This window comes from Aliirhizobium sp. YIM B11859 (assembly GCF_057163345.1).
On the sequence record NZ_JBXHAY010000004.1, the window covers coordinates 394074 to 414547 of the forward strand.

18 protein-coding genes are annotated in these 20474 nt (G+C 60.3%); 12 read left to right on the plus strand and 6 right to left on the minus strand.

Annotated elements, in window-relative coordinates:
- Window positions 1–20 precede the first annotated feature (20 nt).
- From pqqB to AC2GXZ_RS18350, 8 genes are all read left to right on the plus strand, one after another.
- The gene (pqqB, locus tag AC2GXZ_RS18315) at window positions 21–926 is read left to right on the plus strand and encodes a pyrroloquinoline quinone biosynthesis protein PqqB (protein ID WP_483760617.1); all 906 of its coding nucleotides are present in this window, start codon (window positions 21–23) and stop codon (window positions 924–926) included.
- 1 nt (window position 927) lies between these two features.
- Window positions 928–1722: a pyrroloquinoline-quinone synthase PqqC gene (gene pqqC, locus AC2GXZ_RS18320; protein WP_483760865.1), complete on the plus strand. Its 795-nt coding sequence runs from the start codon at window positions 928–930 to the stop codon at window positions 1720–1722.
- Complete coding sequence (gene pqqD / locus AC2GXZ_RS18325) at window positions 1719–2018, plus strand: pyrroloquinoline quinone biosynthesis peptide chaperone PqqD (protein ID WP_483760618.1); 300 nt, start codon at window positions 1719–1721, stop codon at window positions 2016–2018. Before pqqC ends, pqqD begins: the two co-directional genes overlap by 4 nt.
- Before the next feature lie 62 nt (window positions 2019–2080).
- Window positions 2081–3160, plus strand: coding sequence for a pyrroloquinoline quinone biosynthesis protein PqqE (gene pqqE / locus AC2GXZ_RS18330; protein WP_483760866.1), 1080 nt, complete (start codon window positions 2081–2083; stop codon window positions 3158–3160).
- A 405-nt stretch (window positions 3161–3565) separates the two neighbouring features.
- Window positions 3566–5170, plus strand: coding sequence for an L-lactate permease (locus AC2GXZ_RS18335; protein ID WP_483760619.1), 1605 nt, complete (start codon window positions 3566–3568; stop codon window positions 5168–5170).
- Window positions 5171–5204: 34 nt separating this feature from the next.
- Window positions 5205–5594: a cupin domain-containing protein gene (locus AC2GXZ_RS18340; RefSeq protein WP_483760620.1), complete on the plus strand. Its 390-nt coding sequence runs from the start codon at window positions 5205–5207 to the stop codon at window positions 5592–5594.
- Window positions 5595–5769: 175 nt separating this feature from the next.
- Entirely contained in the window at window positions 5770–6903 is a 1134-nt protein-coding gene (locus AC2GXZ_RS18345; protein ID WP_483760621.1) for an iron-containing alcohol dehydrogenase, read from the plus strand.
- A 137-nt stretch (window positions 6904–7040) separates the two neighbouring features.
- Window positions 7041–7769: a GntR family transcriptional regulator gene (locus AC2GXZ_RS18350; protein ID WP_483760622.1), complete on the plus strand. Its 729-nt coding sequence runs from the start codon at window positions 7041–7043 to the stop codon at window positions 7767–7769.
- Window positions 7770–7788: 19 nt separating this feature from the next.
- Here AC2GXZ_RS18350 and lplAB read toward each other — a convergent pair whose 3' ends face one another.
- Both lplAB and AC2GXZ_RS18360 read right to left on the minus strand, forming a co-directional pair.
- Window positions 7789–8838: a lipoate-protein ligase LplAB gene (gene lplAB, locus AC2GXZ_RS18355; RefSeq protein ID WP_483760623.1), complete on the minus strand. Its 1050-nt coding sequence runs from the start codon at window positions 8836–8838 to the stop codon at window positions 7789–7791.
- A gap of 48 nt (window positions 8839–8886) precedes the next feature.
- The gene (locus AC2GXZ_RS18360) at window positions 8887–9681 is read right to left on the minus strand and encodes a MetQ/NlpA family ABC transporter substrate-binding protein (protein ID WP_483760624.1); all 795 of its coding nucleotides are present in this window, start codon (window positions 9679–9681) and stop codon (window positions 8887–8889) included.
- 650 nt (window positions 9682–10331) lie between these two features.
- Between AC2GXZ_RS18360 and AC2GXZ_RS18365 the strand changes: the two genes are divergently transcribed.
- The 3 genes from AC2GXZ_RS18365 (at window position 10332) to AC2GXZ_RS18375 (ending at window position 15402) form a co-directional block, all read left to right on the plus strand.
- On the plus strand, window positions 10332–11528 hold the full coding sequence (locus tag AC2GXZ_RS18365) for an efflux RND transporter periplasmic adaptor subunit (RefSeq protein ID WP_483760625.1): 1197 nt from the start codon (window positions 10332–10334) through the stop codon (window positions 11526–11528).
- Window positions 11529–11540: 12 nt separating this feature from the next.
- Window positions 11541–14687 carry a multidrug efflux RND transporter permease subunit gene (locus tag AC2GXZ_RS18370; protein ID WP_483760626.1) on the plus strand — a complete coding sequence of 1049 codons (3147 nt, stop codon included), beginning with the start codon at window positions 11541–11543 and terminating at the stop codon, window positions 14685–14687.
- 94 nt (window positions 14688–14781) lie between these two features.
- Window positions 14782–15402, plus strand: a complete 621-nt coding sequence (locus AC2GXZ_RS18375) for a TetR family transcriptional regulator (RefSeq protein WP_483760627.1) — start codon at window positions 14782–14784, stop codon at window positions 15400–15402.
- Window positions 15403–15461: 59 nt separating this feature from the next.
- On the opposite strand, the gene AC2GXZ_RS18380 is transcribed toward AC2GXZ_RS18375, so the two are convergent.
- From AC2GXZ_RS18380 to proV, 4 genes are all read right to left on the minus strand, one after another.
- Window positions 15462–15722 (minus strand): helix-turn-helix domain-containing protein, encoded by a 261-nt coding sequence (locus AC2GXZ_RS18380; RefSeq protein WP_483760628.1) that lies wholly within the window; start codon window positions 15720–15722, stop codon window positions 15462–15464.
- 61 nt (window positions 15723–15783) lie between these two features.
- A complete protein-coding gene (locus tag AC2GXZ_RS18385) occupies window positions 15784–16683 on the minus strand; it encodes a glycine betaine ABC transporter substrate-binding protein (protein ID WP_483760629.1) in 900 nt (299 codons plus the stop codon).
- A gap of 66 nt (window positions 16684–16749) precedes the next feature.
- Entirely contained in the window at window positions 16750–17631 is an 882-nt protein-coding gene (locus AC2GXZ_RS18390) for an ABC transporter permease (RefSeq protein ID WP_483760630.1), read from the minus strand.
- A 42-nt stretch (window positions 17632–17673) separates the two neighbouring features.
- Window positions 17674–18906 carry a glycine betaine/L-proline ABC transporter ATP-binding protein ProV gene (gene proV, locus AC2GXZ_RS18395; RefSeq protein WP_483760631.1) on the minus strand — a complete coding sequence of 411 codons (1233 nt, stop codon included), beginning with the start codon at window positions 18904–18906 and terminating at the stop codon, window positions 17674–17676.
- Between the two features lie 577 nt (window positions 18907–19483).
- Here proV and AC2GXZ_RS18400 point away from each other — a divergent pair.
- A complete protein-coding gene (locus AC2GXZ_RS18400) occupies window positions 19484–20470 on the plus strand; it encodes a BMP family protein (protein WP_483760632.1) in 987 nt (328 codons plus the stop codon).
- Window positions 20471–20474 lie beyond the last annotated feature (4 nt).

A 20474-nucleotide genomic window follows, 5' to 3' on the forward strand; every position in this document is an offset into this window, starting at 1 on the left:
GACTGCAGAGCACGGGATTCATGGCTAATCTCAGGTTTCTCGTGCTCGGCGCCGCCGCCGGTGGCGGCCTGCCGCAATGGAATTGCAATTGTGCCAATTGCGCCGCTGCGCGCGATCCGGCCTCGGGGCTTCGTCCTCAGACGCAATCGTCGCTGGCCGTCAGTATCGACGGTGATAATTGGGTCGTGTTCAACGCCTCCCCAGATATCCGCCAGCAGATACAACAGACGCCGGCACTTCATCCCAAAGCCCTTCGCCATAGCCCGATCCGGAATGTCGTCATCACCAATGCCGATGTCGACCATATCGGTGGGCTTTTGACCGTGCGTGAAAAACAGCCCTTCGGTCTTTTCGCCACTTCCGCGATCGAAAAGGTGCTCGATGCAAACCCGGTCTTCAGGGTTCTCGATCCCGCTTACGTGACGCGCAACACGATCCGTCTCGACGAGGATTTTTCCCCGCTCGACGGACTGCAGGCGCGAATCTTTGCCGTGCCCGGCAAGGTGGCGCTGTTCCTGGAGGAGGGCGAGCCCGAGCTTGGCCTCGAAGGCGAGCAGACGATCGGCATAGAATTTGTCGCTGCCGGAAAACGGGCCTATTATATCCCGGGCTGCGCCACGCTTCCGGATTGGCTGGCGGAGCGTATTCGTGGCGCCGATCTCGTCTTTTTCGACGGCACGCTGTATACTGATGATGAAATGGTCAGGGCGGGAACAGGTGCCAAGACCGGGCAGCGCATGGGCCACATGTCGATTTCCGGACCGGATGGCAGCCTTGCGCAATTGTCCAAGCTGGATATCGGCCGGATGGTCTATGTCCATATCAACAATACCAACCCGATCTGGCGTAACGGGCCGGAAAGGGAGGCCGTCGAGGCGGCCGGATTTGCCGTCGGATTTGACGGCATGGAGATCGATCTTGCCTGATATTCAGACTGCCGCTCAAAACAGAACCGACTTCGAAGCCCGGCTGCGCGCCATCGGCGATGCCCGCTATCACGACAAGCACCCGTTCCACGGCATGCTGCATGGCGGCCATTGCAACATCACGCAGGTGCGCGCCTGGGTGATAAACCGCTTCTATTACCAAAGCCGTATCCCGGTGAAGGACGCGGCCTTCATGTCGCGCTGCGAAGATGCCTCGATCCGCCGTGCCTGGCGCAAGCGTATCGAAGACCATGACGGCGGCGTAGAAGAAGGTGGTGGTATCCGTCGATGGCTGAAGCTTGCCGAAGCCGTCGGCCTCGATCCCGATTACGTCGCCTCCAATCGCGGCGTGCTGCCCGGCACCCGTTTTGCCTGTGATGCCTATGTCCGCTTCGTCCGCGACATGCCGATGATCGACGCGGTCGCCGCTTCGCTGACCGAGCTTTTTGCCCCCACCATTCATAAGAACCGTATCGCCGGCCTGATCGAGCATTACGCCTTCGCCAACGAACAGGCGCTGTCCTATTTCCGCAAGCGGCTCGACGAAGCGCCGGTCGATGTCGCCTTCGGCCTGAACTATGTGCTCAACCACGCTGACACGAAGGAAAAGCAGGATGCGGCGGCAGCCGCGCTGACCTTCAAGACCGATGTGCTGTGGGCGCAGCTCGATGCGCTTCACCATGCCTATGTTTCGCCCGCGCTGCTGCCGCCGGGCGGCTGGGACGGCAAGGAAGGCGTGATCGGCGATCTCTACCAGCCGGCGCTGAAGCAAGAGGTCAAGGGAGCAGCGGAATGACGGAGCCCGCAGCCGTCATCGTAACGGGCGCGACCATTGCCAAACTGGCGCGCGGCGTCCGGTTGCGGGAGGATCCCGTGCGCGGCCAGAACGTGCTGCTGGCGCCTGAGCGGGCGCTGGCGCTCGACGAGATCGCGGTGATGATCGTCAATGCGCTGGATGGCGAGCGCAGTCTCGATGCGATCGCCGAGGATTTCGCCTTGAAGTTCGGAGCACCGAAGGAACAAATTCTTGCCGACGTGATTGCCTTCGTCGACGAGTTTTCCAAGCGTCGAATGCTGGAGCTGAAGTCGTGAACGAACATGTGACGGTGCGGCCGACGAGCGAATGGACCGATCAGAACGGGGTTGTAGGGCGTATCCGCATCCCGGCGCCGATCGCCATGCTTGCCGAACTGACGCATCGTTGCCCGCTTGCCTGTCCCTATTGCTCCAATCCGCTGGAGCTGGAAGGGGTCAAGAGCGAGCTTTCGACGCAGGAATGGATCAGCGTTTTCCAGCAGGCAGCCTCGCTCGGCGTGCTGCACCTGCATCTGTCCGGCGGTGAACCGGCATCGCGCCGCGATCTGGTGGAACTGACTGCTGCCGCTGCCAAAGCCGGTCTTTATACCAATCTGATCACCTCGGGCATCGGCCTGACCGAAAAGCGCATCGCCGAGCTTTCCGAAGCTGGGTTGGACCATTTGCAGCTGTCGATCCAGGGCGCGACGCCCGAGCTTGCCGACAAGGTCGGTGGCTACAAGGGGGGGTACGCCCGCAAGATAGCGGTTGCCGAATGGACCCATGCAGCCGGCATTCCGCTCACCGTCAATGCCGTCTGCCACAAGCAGAATATGGACCAGATGGGCGATATGCTGGATCTGGCCGTCAAACTCGGCGCCCGCCGCATCGAGATTGCCACGGTGCAGTTCCATGGCTGGGCAGACAGGAACCGCAAGGCGCTGATGCCGACCAAGGAACAGTTCCTCAAGGCAAACGCCTTCGTCGCCGAAGCGCGCAAACGTCTCGAAGGCATCATCGTCATCGACTATGTCGGGGCCGATCACCACGCCTCCTATCCGAAGGCCTGCATGGGCGGCTGGGCACGCACTGGTCTCAACATCACGCCGTCGGGTAAGGTCCTGCCCTGTCACGCTGCCGAAACCATTCCTTCGCTGACATTCGACAATGTGCGAGACAAGACGCTCGACGCGATCTGGTACGAGGGCCAGGCGTTTAATGCCTATCGCGGCGATAGCTGGATGCCGGAACTCTGCCGCAGCTGCGACCGCAAGGCGATCGATTTCGGCGGCTGCCGTTGCCAGGCGATGGCGCTGGCCGGTGATGCGTCGGCGACCGACCCGGTCTGTATCCGCTCGCCGCTTCGCCATCTCCTGACCGAGCAGGCCGAGGCCGACAGCCTCGCCGAGCCACCGCCTTTCGTTTATCGCGGTCGCTGATTTCAGGATCGCCCGGCTCCCGCTCTCCTTAACTCCATCGGCCTCACGGCCAGACCCTTCGGTATCATCCTTTTCGTGTTTTCGGCGGATGCCGATGATCGCACGAGGGGCATGTCGCGGAGCGCCGGTCTAGAGCCCGATCTATCGAGCTTTTGACCGCTCCTGCGGCCAGCCTCGTTGGTCTTCGAAAGACCTGCAATCAATCCGATACAGCGTCAACTTGCCTCATCACTGCGGCCGCATGCGCACTTTCGCGCAAATCCAACTGATATATAAATATACACATCTTGCAGATGATGGGTTTATCTCCGTCGTTCCGGATCGCTTTAGGGGAGGCGCTTCGGCTGGTGCGAGGGCTTGGGTTTACGCCCGCCGATGCGGGCTGCGTGGGGAGACGCACCGACAATGTTTCAACAGGTTTACGATCCTATCGCTCAGTCGCTCGGACTGAGCTCCATCTTTGCGGCATTTCCGCTTCTGACGATGTTCGTCATGCTCGGAGGGTTCAGGCTGTCGCCTCAACTGTCCGGTTTCTGCTCGCTGGTCGTCGCCATGATCGTGGCGATTGCCATCTACGGCATGCCGTTCCAGGTCGCCGCCAATTCCGCGCTTTATGGTGCGGCGTTCAGCATCCTTCCGATCATTCTGATCATCATCAATGCCATCTGGATCCACAATATGATGGTGAAGTCGGGCTATTTCGACGTCCTGCGTCGAAGCTTCGGCGTCATCAGCACCGATCTGCGCGTCCAGTCGATCATCATCGCCTTCTGCTTCGGCGGTTTGCTGGAAGCGCTGGCCGGTGCCGGCACGCCGATCGCGATTGCCGGCGTGATGATGGTGGCGATCGGCATGGACCCGCTCAAGGCGGCTCTTTGCGCGCTTGTGGCGGATACCGCACCGGTGGCCTTTGGTGCGCTGGGTGTGCCGATCACCACATTGGCCGCCGTCTCGGGCCTGCCCTATGACGAGCTTGGCGCGATCATCGGTCGCCAGACGCCAATCCTGGCGATGTTCATTCCGCTCATTCTCGTCTGGATCGTCGATGGGGGACGGGGGCTGCGTCAGGCATGGCTTCCCGCCATGGTCGCCGGTGTTGCCTATGCCGTGACCCAGTTCGTCAGCTCGTCGTGGATCTCGGTGCCGTTGACAGATGTTTTGGGCGCGCTGGCGGGTGCCTTGGCTCTCGTCGCGTTCCTGCAGGTCTGGAAGCCGAAGGAAACCGTCGAATGCGCCATCGTCAATGAGAGCGAAACCAGCACGATACCGTTCAGCAGCCGCAGCGTGACGATTGCCTTCCTGCCCTATGTCGCGATCATCGTGATCTTCACACTGTCGCAACTCGGGCCGATCGCCCAGGCTCTTTCTGTCGGTGTCAGTAAATTTGCCTGGCCGGGTCTGTCCATCGTCAGTCCGTCAGGGGTGGCCATCGGCACATCGCTGTCGCTGCCCTGGTTGCCCGGTACCGCAACGCTTCTCGGCGTCGCCGGACTGTTTGCGATGCCGTTCCTCAAGGTTTCGCCCGGTGCCGCCGTCGAGACCTATGGCGCGACGCTCAAGCAGCTGAGATGGGCCATTCCGACGGTTCTCTGCGTGCTTGCCGTCGCTTTCGTCATGAACTTCTCCGGACAAACCATCACGCTCGGGCGCTGGCTCGCCACGACCGGACATGCCTTCGCATTCCTGTCGCCGGCCATCGGCTGGATCGGGGTGGCGATTACCGGATCCGACAATTCAGCCAACGCGCTCTTCGGTGCTCTGCAAGTCGCTGCGGCTCATGAAACCGGCCTGTCCCCATCGCTTCTGGCTGCAGCCAATAGCTCGGGTGGCGTGCTGGGCAAGATGATCTCGCCTCAAAGCCTGACGATTGGGGCTGCTGCCGTCGGGATCATCGGACGCGAAGGGGATATTTTCAGAAAGACACTTCCCTGGAGCATCGTACTGACGCTCGTCCTTTGCGCGATCGTCTACCTTCAAACGACGCCAATGCTTGCATGGATGCTTCCATAAGCTTGGATCTGATCGAGAAATAGGAGAAATAGCCATGGTCTACCAGGCAACAAAAAAGTCGAAATATTGCTACACCATCGAGGAGATCCCGCTGGTTCCGCTGACGGAACAGTCCAGCACGCGGTTCGTTGCTGCAGGCCCGGCTCTGCTCAGCTTCATCACCAATCCGCCCGGATGCGTGTTCCCGATGCACAGCCATGAAGCCGTGCAGATCCTCGTCATCCTGGAAGGCACGGAAGAACATACCTGCGGTGACGAAACCTTCCTGATGGAAGCGGGTGACGTCTGCGTCCATCCCTCCAACGTACCGCATGGCGGGCGCACCACGACCGGCTTCCGCGGCATCGACATCTTCGTTCCGCCACGCGAGGATTACCTGCAGCTGATGGCCAAGCATGGCCTTCCAATCGAGGGCCCCAAGTGATATATTAAAATCCAACTGGCATTCATTGCGCCCCCTAGCGCCTTGAATGCCTGATCGGAGGAGCGGAATCGGCGGGGCTGATCACCTTGTCCCAACTCCGCTCCTTTGAATTCTGGGGGGCGTCAAATGCAGGCGCGGCAATTCATTTTTAAATTCATTATCGAAAGCGATTGGAATGGCTATGACACCGGGTTCAAGCTGGGATTTCAGACTACCGACCGAGATTCATTTCGGCTGGGATCGTCTATCAACCTTACCGGTTATCGTTGCAGATTCGAATGGCCGCCATGTGTTCGCGATGATTGGACGCAGCTTCCTCGATCGCGTCGGTGAGGCTGGGCTGAGGGATCTGCTGGGTGCGGTCGACCTGACGATCTGCACCGATATCGAGGAAAACCCTTCGATCAATACGGTTGATGCGGCGGCGAAGCGCTGCCGCGACAGCGGTGCCGACGTCGTCGTGGCGATCGGCGGCGGCAGTGTTCTCGATGCGGCCAAATGCGTGGCCCTGTTGCAGAACAACGAGGGCTCGATCCGCGACTATCTTTATCAGGTCAGAAAGCCGCAGCGTCGCGGTCTTCCGCTGATTGCCGTGCCGACGACGGCCGGGACCGGCAGCGAGGTGACGCCGTTTGCCGTCATTACCGATCTTGAAAAGAACGCCAAACCAGCGATCTCCTATCCGGAAACCTTTCCCGACCATGCGATCGTCGATCCGGCACTGACGATCAGCATGCCGGTGCCGGTGGCCGTCTCGACCGGGCTCGACGCGATGACGCAGGCGCTGGAAGGGTTCTGGTCGACGCGAGCAACCGACATGACGCGGGCGATGGCGTTTCGCGCGATCGTTCTGATCTACCGGAATATCGAGGCAGCCTGCCTCGACAAGGATCGCGATGCGATCGAGAAGGTGACGCTCGGCAGCGTGATCGGCGGAACCCAGATGGCGATGATCGGCAACACCGCGCTGCATCCCTTGTCCTATCCGTTGACGCTGGATTATGACCTTCGCCACGGTCTCGCCTGCGCGATCTATGTTCCGGCTTTCCTGCGTTACAACCAATCCGCACTTGGCCCCTGGTTCGACGATCTCCTCATCGTTCTCGGGCTCAGCTCCGTCGAGCAATTCGCCGCCGGTTTCGAGGAAAAGATGGAGAGGCTCGGGGCTCCCACACGTCTGTCGACACTTGGCGTCGATCGCGGTGCGATCCCGCAGATCGTCAGAAACGGCGTGGGCCGATCGACGGCGTTCAATCCCCGGCCTTTGACGGAAGAGATCATGGTCGAAATCCTCGTGACCATGCTTTAGGCTCGCAAGGGCGTCCGCCTTTGACAATCCCGTCGCTGCCGGGCCATGCTTGGCAGCGAAAATGGCCGGATTCGCACGCGTGATGTCAATCGCCGGGGACGGTTCCTCATCATACTACCGCTTATAAGAAGGTGCCCATGGAGGATACAGCTCCCCCGCAAGAGCAGCGAAAGAACCTGGCGAGTATTCGCGACGAACTGGACTTGCGAACCGCAAGCACGTCGGCGCTGATCTACCAGGTGCTGTGGAACGATATCGTCTCGCTTCGCCGCTATCCGGGAGAACCTATCCTGGAGAAGGAAATAGCCGGTCAGTTCGGTGTCAGCAGGACGCCTGTGCGTGAGGCGATCCTCAGGCTTTCGAACGAAAAACTGATCGAGATTCTGCCCCAGTCGGGAACCTTCGTGGCGCGTATCGCGCTCGATACGTTGCCGGAGGCCATCGTCATCAGGAAGGCGCTGGAAGACGTGACTGTGCGGACCGCGGCCGCGAAGGCAAGCCGCGCGCAGATCGCGATCCTGCGCGCAAATCTCGAATTGCAGAAGGTCGAGGCGGCAGAGGCCAATTACGAGGGGTTTCGCAAGACCGACGACACTTTCCACACACTGATCGCCGAGGCAGCCGGTTATCCCGGCATATGGGACATCATCAAGTCGGTGAAGATCAAGGTCGACCGGTATTGCCATCTGAGCCTGCCGAAGCCAGGCCGGATTTCACGGCTGATCAAGGAACATACCGCCATCTACAACGCCATTCGCGACCATGACGGCGATCGCGCCGCGGCCGCCATGCATGTTCATCTCGATGCCATCATGAGCGGCGTCGAGATGCCGGAAAACCTGGCAGTGCTGTCGGTCACCCGATAAGGGCAGGCGGCTTGCGGGATCAGGGAATGTGCCGGAGCCATTCTTCCCTGGAAAACTTTTCCGCCGCCAGCGTTTCTGCCTGCGCATATTCGTCGTCGGAAATCGTGCCGCTGGTGCCGCCATTGAGAGAAACGAACGTCTCCTTCATCCGCCGGATGATCTCCTCGCGCGGCAGGCCCGTCTGGCTGCGCAGAGGGTCGACACGCTTGACGGCGCTGGTTGTTCCCTTGTCGCTCAGCTTCTCACGGCCGATGCGCAGGACCTTGACCATTTTCTCGGCATCCATGTCATAGGCCATGGTGACGTGATGCAGCACGGCGCCGGAGGAGAAACGTTTCTGTGCCGCACCGCCGATCTTGCCCTTGGAGCTCGAAATGTCGTTGAGCGGTTTGTAGAAGGCATCGATGCCGAGTGAATTCAGGGCCTTCAGCACCCAGTCATCAAGAAACGCGTAGGAGTCGGCAAAGCTCATGTCGCGCACCAGTTCCGTCGGCGCGTAAAGCGAGTAGGTCACCGTCGTGCCCGGTTCGACGAACATCGCACCGCCGCCGGTGACGCGGCGCACCGTCTCGACGCCGAATTCGGCGGCCGCCTCCATATCAACCTCGTTTCGCAGGGACTGAAACCCGCCTATGATGATCGCGGGGCGCTCCCACTCCCAGAACCGCAGGCAGGGGCCGCGGCGTCCGCTTGCGACCTCCCGGGCAAGGACCTCGTCGAGCGCAAGATGCATGGTCGGGGTCTGGGCGGGGGCTTCGATGATCTGCCATTCATAGTCGCGCCAGGTGCCGGTGACGCCAAGCGCGCGGCGGACCGCTATCGCCACCGCCTCGGGGCTGAAACCGATCATCTCGGCGCCGGGACGCAGGCCGCCGCGAATGGCGGCAATGATATCCTCGACGGTCGCCGAGGTGGAAAGGCCTTCAAGCGAGGCACGGATGTCGTCCAGTGCTTCCGCCGGCTCGAGGAAGAAGTCGCCGGATACCTGAACCTCCGAAAGGAGGTTTTCGCTGATGTCGAGATCCACGACGACGAGTTTTCCGCCCTGGACCTTATATTCACCGTGCATGGCTTTTTTCCCGTTCTAAATCATACTGTTATTCGACTTCGCTGACCGTCAGGGAAAAGAGACGAGGTCTCCGTAAAGCGATCGAAGCTTGGCCTTTACAGCCTCCGAATTGCGGTAAATGTCAACGAATTTGCGCAGCCGCGGATCGTCGCGCATGTCCGGCCGGGTGACGAACTGGAAGGCGTAGACCGGATCGTTTTCGAAGATCAGGCCGGATGCCGGATCGAGCCCCGCAAGCTTGGCAAAGGTCGGGTAGGTTGCTGCCGCATCGACATCGTCGAGCGCACGGGCGATCTGCGGCCCGTCGAGCTGCACGACGCGCAGCGGCTTGTGCCAGGCGGTGACATCCTCAAGCGTTGCGCGATGCCCGACGCCCGGCTTGAGATCAAGCAGTTTCGCCTTTTCCAACAACAGCAGCGAGCGCGCGGTGTTGACCGCATCGCCGGAGAAGGCGATCTGGGCATTGTCGGGAATGTCTTCCAGCCTGGTATATTTCTTGGAATAGAGCCCGAACGGCGTGCTGAAGGCTGGCGCGATCGCGACGAGGTTGCGACCGCCATTCTCGTTGGTGAATTCGAGATAGGGGATATGCTGGAAGAGATTGGCGTCCACCTCGCGATCCGCCACCGCCATATTGGGCGTGTTCCAGTCGTTGAATTCGATCAGTTCGACCTTGAGGCCTTGGGTTTCGGCCTCCGCCGCCGCGATCTCGGCTGCCTGGTTGGAGATGCTGGTGGCGAGCGCGATGCGCAGCGGTGGCTGGTCCTGGGCAAACGCAACCGGAGCCGCGAGCGAGCCTGCGAAAAGAGCGATAATATTGAGAACCGAACGACGAGTAGCCATGAACCTGAGCCTTGGCGTCATCCTGCGACGATGACGGTGCGCGATCGCGGGCGGCGCTTGTGACATAATATCGCCGTCGCGCCGGATTGAACCTTCTATATTGCCAGCGGACGCTTTCTATGGACTGGATTGAAAGTCAACTGGAATTGTCACGTTCGTTCCGGGTGGCCAATAAATACCTCGAATGTCCCGGTTATTGTGCTCGATGCGACTGTTCGGCACCGATGGATTCCGTGCCGTCCGCTAAAGCCAGCGGTAGAGATTTGACGCAGTATCTGCCGATTTCTGTCGGAAAAGTGATCAAATACAACTTCACAAGACAAAGCTCTTCGGCACGAGAATCCTGGGAAGATGCGGAGCAGGCTCAGGCACATGCCGCATCTCGCAATCGCCTGGGCGTGATTCGGAAATTTCTTCTAAGCTGTTGCCAGGGCGACAATTTTTGCGACTTTGTGCAAATTTCGGTATCGCTGGGCCAGCGGTTTTTCCGATTCTGGCAAGAAATATCTGACGCGATTTTGCCGACCGCCCGCCGGCTATTGACAGTATCCTTACTCAACCAGCAGGATGTTCACACCAGCCCTGCGCTATTTTATATACGTATTGGTTTGTATGTAAATTATTCTCCCCCTTTCCGTTGGAGCTATTCGATGCAGAAGACGCCGTTGCGCGCTCTCTTTTTATTGTCCGGTCTTGCGTTTCTGGCTGGCTGTCAACAGGAAGAACAGGGACAGGCCAAGCAGGCGCCGCCTCCCACGCCAGTCGGCGTGGTGACGATTGCGGCTGAAGCATTGCCGATCATCAACGAACTCCCGGGTCGCATCGCCCCGACACGCCTTGCCGAAGTCAGGCCGCGCGTTTCCGGTATCGTGATCGAGCGCGTCTTCGAACAGGGCTCGCAGGTAAAGCAGGGCGACGTGCTCTACCGCATCGATCCGGCGCCGTTCCAGGTTCAGGTCGACAGCGCCGAAGCGACGCTCGCCCGCGCCAAGGCCGCTCAGCTCCAGGCGCGCCAGACGGCCGATCGCCAGATCCAGCTTCGCAAGTCGAATGTCGCGTCGCAGCAGGAATACGACAACGCTGTGGCGCTGCTTGCGCAAGCCGATGCGGAAGTCGCGGTGGCCGATGCCGGTCTTGCCGATGCAAAGCTCAATTTCCAGTATTCGCATGTGACGGCGCCGATCAGCGGCCGGATCGGACGTGCGCTGATCACCGAAGGCGCGCTGGTCAGCGCCAACTCGACGGAAAACCTTGCGACCATTCAGCAGCTCGATCCGATCTATGCCGACTTCACCCAGCAGGCCGCCGATCTGATCCGCCTTCGCAAGGCGCTTCAGGACGGCAAGCTGATGACCGGCGACAACGAGGCGGAGGTCAAGCTGCTTCTTGACGACGGGACACCCTATGACGTTCCGGGCCGCCTGCTGTTTTCCGAAGCCGCCGTCGATGAAACCACCGGTCAGGTGACGCTGCGCGGTGAGTTCCCCAACCCACATGGCGATCTTCTGCCGGGCATGTATGTCCGCGTCCAGATCCAGCAGGGTGTCGAAAAGGCTGCCTTTGCCGTGCCGCAACAGGCCGTTCAGCGTGATGTCGGCGGCCAGGCGAGCGTTCTCGTCGTCGGGCAGGACAATAAGGTCGAGCAGCGTCGGGTGTCCGTCGGGCGTACGCTCGGCGATCGCTCGGTCATCTCGCGGGGTCTGGCGGCAGGCGACCGTGTGATCGTCGACGGTTTCCAGAAGACCGCGCCGGGTGCCACCATCCAGCCGCAGCCCTGGAGCCCGGCAAAGCCCGCGGCCGAACAGGCTGCCGGCGGCGACGCGGCGGCAACGACCCAGCAGAAGTAAGGATCCGATCGCATGGCAAGTTTCTTTATCGATCGGCCCATTTTTGCCTGGGTCGTGGCGATTTTCATCATGCTGGCCGGGTTCCTTGCCATTCCGATGCTGCCGATTGCGCAGTATCCGAATGTCGCGCCGCCGCAGATCACCATTTCAACCAACTATCCCGGCGCGTCTCCGGAAAACATCTATCAGAGCGTCACCCGTCCGATCGAAGACGAGCTGAACGGTGTTCCGGGCCTTATCTATTTCGAGTCGACCTCTGAATCGTCGGGCCGCATCTCGATCAACGTCACCTTTGCCCCCGGCACCAATATCGGCGAAGCGCAGGTTGAAGTTCAAAATCGCATCGCCCGCGCGGAGCCGCGCCTGCCGCAGACCGTGACGTCTCAGGGCGTGCGCGTCGAGCGCGCCGGCACCTCCTTCCTGATGGTCGTTTCGTTGACTTCGACGGACGGCAATACGGACGCGATCGGGCTTGGCGACTATCTGCAGCGCAACGTCATCGGCGAAATCCGCCGCATACCGGGCGTCGGCAGTGCCCAGCTGTTCTCCACCCAGCGCTCCATGCGTATCTGGATGGATCCCGACAAAATGGTCGGTCTCAGCCTGACCTCCTCCGACGTCGTCAGTGCCATCCAGGCGCAGAACGCGCAGGTTGCGGCCGGCCGTATCGGTGCCACGCCGAACCCGATCGGCCAGCAGATTTCCGCGACGATCAACGTCGAGGGGCAGCTGACCTCGCCGGAGCAGTTCGGTGCGATCGTGCTGCGCGCCAATCCCGACGGATCTTCGGTACGTCTGCGCGATGTCGCCCGCATCGAGGTTGGCGGGGAAAGCTACAACTTCTCCAGCCGCCTGAACGGGAAGCCAAGCGCTGCCATTGGCGTCCAGCTTTCGCCGACTGGTAACGCGCTTGCGACATCGGAAGGCGTCAAGGCGCTGATGGAGGAGCTCGCGCAATATTTTCCTCCCGGTGTCCAGTACGAAATCCCCTATGATACCAGCCCGTTCGTGGCGGTCTCGATCGAAAAGGTCATCCATACGCTCATCGAAGCGATGATCCTCGTCTTCGTCGTGATGTTCGTCTTCCTGCAGAATGTCCGTTACACGGTCATTCCGGCACTGGTCGTGCCGGTCGCTCTTCTTGGCACCTGTGCGGTGATGTATGCCTCGGGCTTCTCGATCAACGTCCTCACCATGTTCGCCATGGTTCTGGCGATCGGCATTCTCGTCGACGACGCGATCGTCGTCGTCGAAAATGTCGAGCGCATCATGGCAGAAGAAAAGCTGTCGCCGAAGGAAGCGACACGCAAGGCGATGAGCCAGATTTCCGGTGCCATTATCGGCATCACGCTGGTTCTGACGGCGGTGTTCGTGCCGATGGCCTTCTTCCCCGGCGCAGTCGGTATCATCTATCAGCAGTTCTCACTGACCATGGTCGTCTCGATCCTGTTCTCGGGTTTCCTTGCCTTGTCCCTGACGCCGGCGCTTTGTGGCTCGTTCCTCAAGCCGATCAAGGAAGGTCACCACGAAAAGAAGGGGTTCTTCGGCCTCTTCAACCGTGGTTTCAACAAGGCATCGCACGGTTATTCGCGCTCGGTGGGCGGCATCATCAAGCGGTCCGGCCGCTTCATGATCATCTATCTGGCGCTTCTTGTCGGTCTCGGCTGGGCCTATATGCAGCTGCCGACATCTTTCCTTCCCAACGAAGACCAGGGTTACCTGATCGTCGACGTTCAGGCTCCCGCCGAAGCCAGCACGGACAGAACGGTCGATGTGATCTCGCAGATCGAGAAGATCGCACTCAGAGAAAAGGCCGTCGACCGGATCATCGCGATCAACGGCTTCTCGTTCTCCGGTAGCGGCCAGAATGCCGGCCTCGCTTTCATCACCCTGAAAAACTGGGATGAACGCGGTCCGGAAGATTCCGCTGCCGCCATCGCCCAGCGTCTGAACGGCAAGATCTTCGGCATCCGCGATGCGATTGCCTTTTCGCTTTCGCCACCACCGATCCAGGGTCTCGGCAACTCAAGCGGCTTCACTTTCCGTCTGCAGGACCGTGCGGGTCTGGGACAGACCGCACTCGCGGCCGCGCGCGAACAGTTGATGGCCGCGGCACGCAAGAGCCCGATGCTGGCAGGCCTTCGTATCGAAGGCATGCCGGATGCAGCTCAGGTCAACCTGATCATCGATCGTGAGAAGGCCAACACGTTCGGCGTTACCTTTGGCGACATCAACTCGACGATCACCGCCAATCTCGGTTCCACCTATGTCAACGACTTCCCGAATTCCGGGCGCATGCAGCGGGTGACCGTGCAGGCTGACGGCAATCAGCGCATGCAGACTGCAGATCTGATGAAGCTGAACGTTCGCAACGCAAGCGGCGGCATGGTGCCGATATCGTCCTTCGCGTCGGTTGAATGGATGCGCGGACCAGCACAGGTGGTGGGCTATAACGGTTATCCGTCGATCCGCATCGCCGGGCAGGCAGGCCCGGGCTATTCTTCAGGCGATGCGATTGCCGAAATGCAGCGTCTTGCCGCCGATCTTCCAAAGGGCTTCGGTTACGAGTGGACCGGTCAGTCTCTGCAGGAAATCCAGTCAGGTTCGCAGGCTCCGGCCCTGATCGGGCTCAGCGTCCTCTTCGTCTTCCTGCTGCTCGCAGCACTGTATGAAAGCTGGTCGATCCCGATTTCGGTCATGCTCGTCGTGCCGCTCGGCGTGATCGGTTGCGTTGCCGCAGTGATGATACGGCACATGCCGAACGACGTGTATTTCCTTGTCGGACTGATCGCGATCGTCGGCCTGTCGGCGAAGAATGCCATCCTGATCATCGAGTTCGCCAAGGACCTGCGCGCCGAAGGCCGCACGACCTACGAGGCGACAGTGGAGGCCGCGCATCTGCGTTTCCGCCCGATCCTGATGACGTCGATGGCATTCACGCTGGGCGTCGTGCCGATGGCAATTGCCACCGGCGCCAGCGCCGCCAGCCAGAACGCTATCGGTACCGGCGTGCTGGGGGGCATGATTTCGGCGACGATCCTCGCGATCTTCTTCGTCCCGGCCTTCTTCATGTTCATCATGCGGTTGTTCGGTGGAGCCCGAAAAGAGCCGCTGATCCGCGAGAAAACCGAAGAGACGGATGCCAAGTCGGCACATTGATAGCGATCGAACCCGGAAGCCGGATCGGCTTCCGGGTTCGATGATCATATCGGCCACCGGTTTGGAGTGCCTGGGCTGATGGAAAGGGGGAGGGATGAGACGAACCAAGGCTGAGGCCGCGGAAACGCGGTGTTCTATCCTTTGCTCCGCCGAGCAACTGTTTTTCGAAAAGGGCGTCGCCAACAGCGCGCTCGACGAGATCGCGACTGCTGCCGGTGTTACCCGCGGCGCGATCTACTGGCATTTCGCCAATAAGAGCGACCTTTTCCTCGAGCTATACAACAGCGCACAGCTGCCACGGGTCAACATGGCAGATGTCGACGATCCTCTGGAGGAAGGAGAGGATCCCCTGGCGAGAGTCGAGAAGATGGCATGCGGCTGGCTGGAAATGCTGTCCGTCGACCGCCACCGCCAGCGGCTTCTTTCCATTCTCCTGCGGACCAATTTCACGCAGGAATTCGAACCGGTCAGGCAGGAGATGGACGCGCTCGACCGGGAGCATACGCTGCATCTGGAAGGCACGTTGGCACGAGCGGCCCGCCATGGCGGCCTTGCAGACGGCTGGACGCCGCAATCTGCCAGCAAGGCGTTCAAATGGATGATGAAGGGGATATGCTGGGACTGGCTTCTTTTCGGCCAGAAATTCGACCTGGTCGCCGAAGGTGGCGACAAGGTCAGGCGTCTGCTCTCAAGCTTCCGCAACAATCCGGTCTGACGGATCGTCCGGGCGCTACGTGATGAAATGAGCTTCCAACGTCGGCAGATATCAGCGGGTCAGCCGCGCCATTGAGGGCCGCTGCCACTGCCGCTCAACAGCCAGGTCACGCTGACCTGCAATACGCCGGCCATCATGTCGATGCGGTTGGAGCGCGGCTCTGCGCGATCGTTTTCCCAGTCGGACCATGTGCCCGGCTCCACGCCAAGCACATGGGCGGCCTCGTCGACGGAAATGTTGCGGGCATCGCGGGCAAGCGAGATGCGCCCGCCGAGCGTATCGTCCACGCCGTAGACGGGTTCGAATTTTCGATTGCTCATCCAGATATCCCCATGGTTCAGACGGCGGCCGCCCGCATGACAGGCAGCCGCCGGTCGAACGTTAGCCCTTTTCCCCAACCCAGTTTTTGATCTGGTCCGGATGGTCCTTGATGTATTTTACGATCGCCTCGTCATAGGAGGTCTCCTGGGCATTGAACATGCCGGCCTCCAGATCGGAAATCGGCAGCTTCATGCGCGACAGGAAGCCGGCGACCTTGGGGTTGTCGGTCTTGAAATCCTTGCGGGCTAGCACATCCACGTGTTCGGCTTCACCGAGTGATTTCTTCGGATCGGCGATATAGCGCAGCTTGTATTTGCCGAACATCCAGTGCGGGCTCCAGGCGGTGGCGACAAACCACTTTTCGGAGCGGACGGCACGATCCACAGTGGTCAGCATGCCGGCTTCGCTGGAAATCTGCAGCTTGTAGTCGCCGAGGCCGTAATCCTGAAGTGCCTGCTTGGACAGACGGGTGAGGCCGGCGCCCGGATCAATGCCCTGAACGGTGGCGGCAAGTTTCTCCTGCACTTCGGGCTTCTTAAGATCCTCGATCGAGGCGATCTCGCTTTCGGGAATATAGGCAGGCACGATCCAGCCCAGCTTTGCGCCGTCATATACGGTGCCCAGCGTCTCCACCTTGTCCTTCACCTTGGCATAATAGTCGGAATGCGTATTCGGCAGCCAGGCCATCATCATCGCGTCGACATTGCCGCGGCTGACACCTTGATAGAGAGGAGCAACATCCGTCTGGATCAGTTCGACATCGGTGCCGAGTTCATCCTTGATAAGCTTTGCGGCAAGCTTGGTGACGAATTCGGCATCGGCCCAGGGACCCCAGCCGAGCTTCACCGGCTTGGCATCCTGCGCCAGGGTCGGCAGGGCCGAACCGGCCAGAAGCGAAGCGGCGAGCCCGAGGGTTGCGGCGAGCGTCGCACGGCGGGTCGAGGAAAAAGTCTTGAACATGCGTTCTCCTTTTTGGGAGGTTTGATTTCGCGGGTTCGGCACCCGCATGGTTGGCGTGGGAAAGGCTCAGGCGATGGCCGTTGCCATCTCCTCACGCTCGTTCTTCTTGAAAAGCAGGCCCCAAAAGGCGGCACGCGGCTTTCCGAGGGACTGGGTAAGACGATCGAGGATGACCGCCAGGATGACGACGGCGAGGCCGCCTTCGAAACCGGTGCCGACGTCGAGACGCTGGATGCCGGTCAGGACCGTATTGCCGATGCCGCCGGCACCGATCATGGAGGCGATCACCACCATCGACAGCGACAGCATGATTGTCTGGTTGATGCCGGCCATGATCGACGGCATCGCATTCGGCAGCTGCACCTTGAACAGAAGCTGCCTCGATGTGCAGCCGAAGGCATTGCCGGCCTCGATGAATTCGGCATGCACCTGGCGGATGCCCAGATTGGTCAGCCGAACGACCGGCGGCATGGCGAAGATGACGGTGGCGATTGCGCCCGGCACGGCACCAAGGCCGAAGAACATCGCGGCCGGGATGAGATAGACGAAGGCCGGCATGGTCTGCATCAGGTCGAGGATCGGGCGCACAATGGCCGCAACGCTATCCCTGCGCGCCATGGCGATGCCGAGCGGCAGGCCGATGAGCATCGCCATCAGCGTCGAAGCGATGACCAGCGACAATGTTTCCATCATCGCGCCCCACAGCCCCATATGGTTGACGAGCCAGAGCGCCACACCGGTCAGTACGCCGAAGCCGAAGCCCACGCGCCAGAGCGAGAGAAGCACGAAAATGGCGATGCCGACCGGCATCGGTATGGCTGTCAGTGCGTTCTGGATGCCTGACGTGACGAAACCGATCACGGCGGCGATGAAATCCAGCGCGGGTGAAAAATTTTCGAGGATGTAATTGACGGCGGCGTCGATGCCGTCACCGATATCGAAGTTCATAGTCTGTCTCCGGTGGTTGGCCGGTTATAGGGGGAGCTGGAATCAGCCGGCGCGGTCGAGTGTTTCGAGCAGCGTCGATTTGCTGATGGAGCCGACATAGCGCTTGCCGTCATCGATGACGGGCACGGGCCACGGACTGGCGGCGACCCTGCCAAGCACATTCGACAGCGGTTCGTCGGCCGGTATCGGTTCGATTTCCGGCAGGAAGGCTCCGCGATAGGGATCGGCCGCCTTGGAGCGGATTTTCTCAACCAGTGAGGTCTGGCTGACCACGCCGTGATAGGTCTTGTCGCGGCCGAGGATGATGGCGTATTCGCGGTCGAAATTCTTCATCCGCTCCAACGCCGCAGCAGCGGTCATACCCTGGCGCTCGATGATGGTGATCTGCGTCTTGCGCGCAACATCGCCCGCCTTGAAGACCTGGCTGACATCGACATTGCGGAAGAAGGAACGGACATAGTCATTGGCCGGGCTCATGACAATCTCGTCCGGTGTCCCGACTTGAATGACGTTGCCGTTCTGCATGATGCAGATCCGGTCGCCGATGCGCATCGCCTCGTCGAGATCGTGGCTGACGAAAACGATGGTGCGGCTTTGTTCCGACTGCAGGCGGACAAGCTCGTCCTGCATCTCGGTGCGGATCAGCGGATCAAGTGCCGAAAATGCCTCGTCCATCAGAAGGATGGTCGGTTCACTGGCCAGCGCGCGGGCAAGGCCGACACGCTGTTTCATGCCGCCTGACAGCTGGTCCGGCATGCTGTCGGCATAACCGTCGAGGCCGACGGCCTTGAGTGCCGCAAGCGCTTTTTCCCTGCGCTCGCCCTCGCCAATGCCGGCGACTTCAAGTCCGAAAGCGGCATTGTTGATTACCGTGCGGTTGGGCAGGAGCGCAAATGACTGGAAAACCATGCTGATGTCGCGGCGACGGACATCGATGAGCTCGCGACGGGACATTTTGGTAATGTCGCGGCCATCGATCTCGATCGAACCGGATGTCGGCTCGATAAGGCGGTTCAACAGGCGCAAAAGGGTTGATTTGCCGGAGCCGGACAGGCCCATGATGACAAAGATTTCGCCGGCCTTGATATCGAAGCTGGCATTGTTTACGCCGACCGAGCAACCGGTCGCGGCGTGGATTTCGGATTTCGTCTTGCCGGCGCGGACCATGTCCAGGGCCTTGTCAGGCCGCTCGCCGAAAATCTTGTAGACGTTGTTGATACTGATCTTGGTCGGAGCCGGCGAAGCCGACGCGTCATTTTCAGTTGCAAAAGCCATTCAATCTCGGGCCCGGGCTCGATAGCTCGGGCATTCTCCTTTTGTGATTTCCTTGAAGAGTGCGCCTGGACGGACCGGTGCAAAAGGATATCAATACAATAACTGGCGGCAACCAAGTATCGCCACCGCGGATGTAGGCTGCAGACAATGCAGAAATGCATTCGTCGATCTGCATGAAACATGCGGATCGGCTCCGGCGTGGTTTACAGAAGAAATACGTCAGACTGGCCGATGACCTACATGGAAGGTAGGGAGGTTGGGTCCAGAAGTCCATAAAAAAACATAATTGTATTATTGCGCGGCGCGAACGAAACTGCTTCGACATGCCGCCATCCTCCGCAATGGCAGGGGTTTCGGCACAAGGTGAAGCGGGCGAAATCTGGCGATCACGAAGCCGTGAGTGGTCGCTTGCTCGCGTTCGGTCGCATGGCGCAGCTATGCCGTGGCGTCTAAGGCTATTGGCGGCACCACGAGAAATAAAATCATGAATGCTTATTTTCTAGGCGCTTCAGCTGCTTGACACTGTTTTGAGCGCTGCCTACAGAATTGACCAAATGGTAAAGAGGGGATTTCGACCATGACCAGTGAATTCAGATTGTCTCGCCGTACGCTTATCGCATCCGCCGCTGCGTTCAGCGCCAGCGCCTTCATTCCGGCAGCCCGTGCAGCCGCTCCCTTGAAGGTCGCCGGCATCCATGGTTCGCCGGTCGAAAATGCCTGGAACTCGGTGCTGCATGCGGCACTGCAGGAAGCCGCCAAGGAAGGCGTGATCGAATATGTCTTTTCCGAAGGCGTTTCCGGCACAGATTATGGCCGCGCCATGCGCGAATATGCCGAACAGGGCAACAAGCTGATCATCGGCGAAGCCTATGCTGTCGAAAGCGAAGCCCGCGAAGTGGCCGGGGAATATCCGGAGACAGCCTTCGTTCTCGGCTCCAGCGGCAAGCAGGCCGGCGACAACTTTGGCGTTTTCGGCACCTGGAATCATGATGGCGCCTATCTCGCTGGCATGCTGGCCGGCAAGATGACCAAGAGCAATACGGTCGGTGCCGTCGGCGCCATGCCGATCCCGGAAGTCAACATGCTGATCAATGCGTTCGGTGAAGGCGTCAAGGCCGTCAACCCGAATGCCAAGCTGCTCGTTTCCTTCATCGGCACCTTCTTCGATCCGCCGAAGGCGCGCGAGGCAGGCCTTGCCCAGATCGACGCCGGCGCCGACATCCTGTTCGGCGAGCGCATCGGCACGGCAGATGCTGCCAAGGAACGTGGCATCAAGGCCGTCGGCTCGCTGATCGACTACACGCCGCGTTATCCGGACACGGTATTTGCCAACGCACTCTGGGGCTTCCGCCCGATCCTCAACGCGGCGATTGCCGATGTGGCCGCCGGCAAGCCGGTCGGCAAGGATTACACGGCTTTCGGTCTTCTGAAGGAAGGCGGCAGCGACATCGCCTACACGAAGGGCGTTGCGCCTGCCGATGCGGAAGCTGCGATGGAAGCCAAGCGCGCCGAAATCAAGGCCGGCACGTTCGAAGTGCCGCGCAACATGAACGAACCGAAGTAAGCAG

Excerpts from the sequence above, each read along its gene's own strand:
- AC2GXZ_RS18390 (WP_483760630.1), bottom strand. The coding sequence starts at position 17,631 with ATGAACTTCGATATCGGTGACGGCATCGACGCCGCCGTCAATTACATC.
- proV (WP_483760631.1), bottom strand. The coding sequence starts at position 18,906 with ATGGCTTTTGCAACTGAAAATGACGCGTCGGCTTCGCCGGCTCCGACC.
- AC2GXZ_RS18375 (WP_483760627.1), top strand. The coding sequence starts at position 14,782 with ATGAGACGAACCAAGGCTGAGGCCGCGGAAACGCGGTGTTCTATCCTT.
- AC2GXZ_RS18400 (WP_483760632.1), top strand. The coding sequence starts at position 19,484 with ATGACCAGTGAATTCAGATTGTCTCGCCGTACGCTTATCGCATCCGCC.
- AC2GXZ_RS18340 (WP_483760620.1), top strand. The coding sequence starts at position 5,205 with ATGGTCTACCAGGCAACAAAAAAGTCGAAATATTGCTACACCATCGAG.
- AC2GXZ_RS18350 (WP_483760622.1), top strand. The coding sequence starts at position 7,041 with ATGGAGGATACAGCTCCCCCGCAAGAGCAGCGAAAGAACCTGGCGAGT.
- AC2GXZ_RS18385 (WP_483760629.1), bottom strand. The coding sequence starts at position 16,683 with ATGTTCAAGACTTTTTCCTCGACCCGCCGTGCGACGCTCGCCGCAACC.
- AC2GXZ_RS18335 (WP_483760619.1), top strand. The coding sequence starts at position 3,566 with ATGTTTCAACAGGTTTACGATCCTATCGCTCAGTCGCTCGGACTGAGC.
- pqqD (WP_483760618.1), top strand. The coding sequence starts at position 1,719 with ATGACGGAGCCCGCAGCCGTCATCGTAACGGGCGCGACCATTGCCAAA.
- lplAB (WP_483760623.1), bottom strand. The coding sequence starts at position 8,838 with ATGCACGGTGAATATAAGGTCCAGGGCGGAAAACTCGTCGTCGTGGAT.
- AC2GXZ_RS18380 (WP_483760628.1), bottom strand. The coding sequence starts at position 15,722 with ATGAGCAATCGAAAATTCGAACCCGTCTACGGCGTGGACGATACGCTC.
- AC2GXZ_RS18345 (WP_483760621.1), top strand. The coding sequence starts at position 5,770 with ATGGCTATGACACCGGGTTCAAGCTGGGATTTCAGACTACCGACCGAG.
- AC2GXZ_RS18365 (WP_483760625.1), top strand. The coding sequence starts at position 10,332 with ATGCAGAAGACGCCGTTGCGCGCTCTCTTTTTATTGTCCGGTCTTGCG.
- AC2GXZ_RS18360 (WP_483760624.1), bottom strand. The coding sequence starts at position 9,681 with ATGGCTACTCGTCGTTCGGTTCTCAATATTATCGCTCTTTTCGCAGGC.
- pqqB (WP_483760617.1), top strand. The coding sequence starts at position 21 with ATGGCTAATCTCAGGTTTCTCGTGCTCGGCGCCGCCGCCGGTGGCGGC.
- AC2GXZ_RS18370 (WP_483760626.1), top strand. The coding sequence starts at position 11,541 with ATGGCAAGTTTCTTTATCGATCGGCCCATTTTTGCCTGGGTCGTGGCG.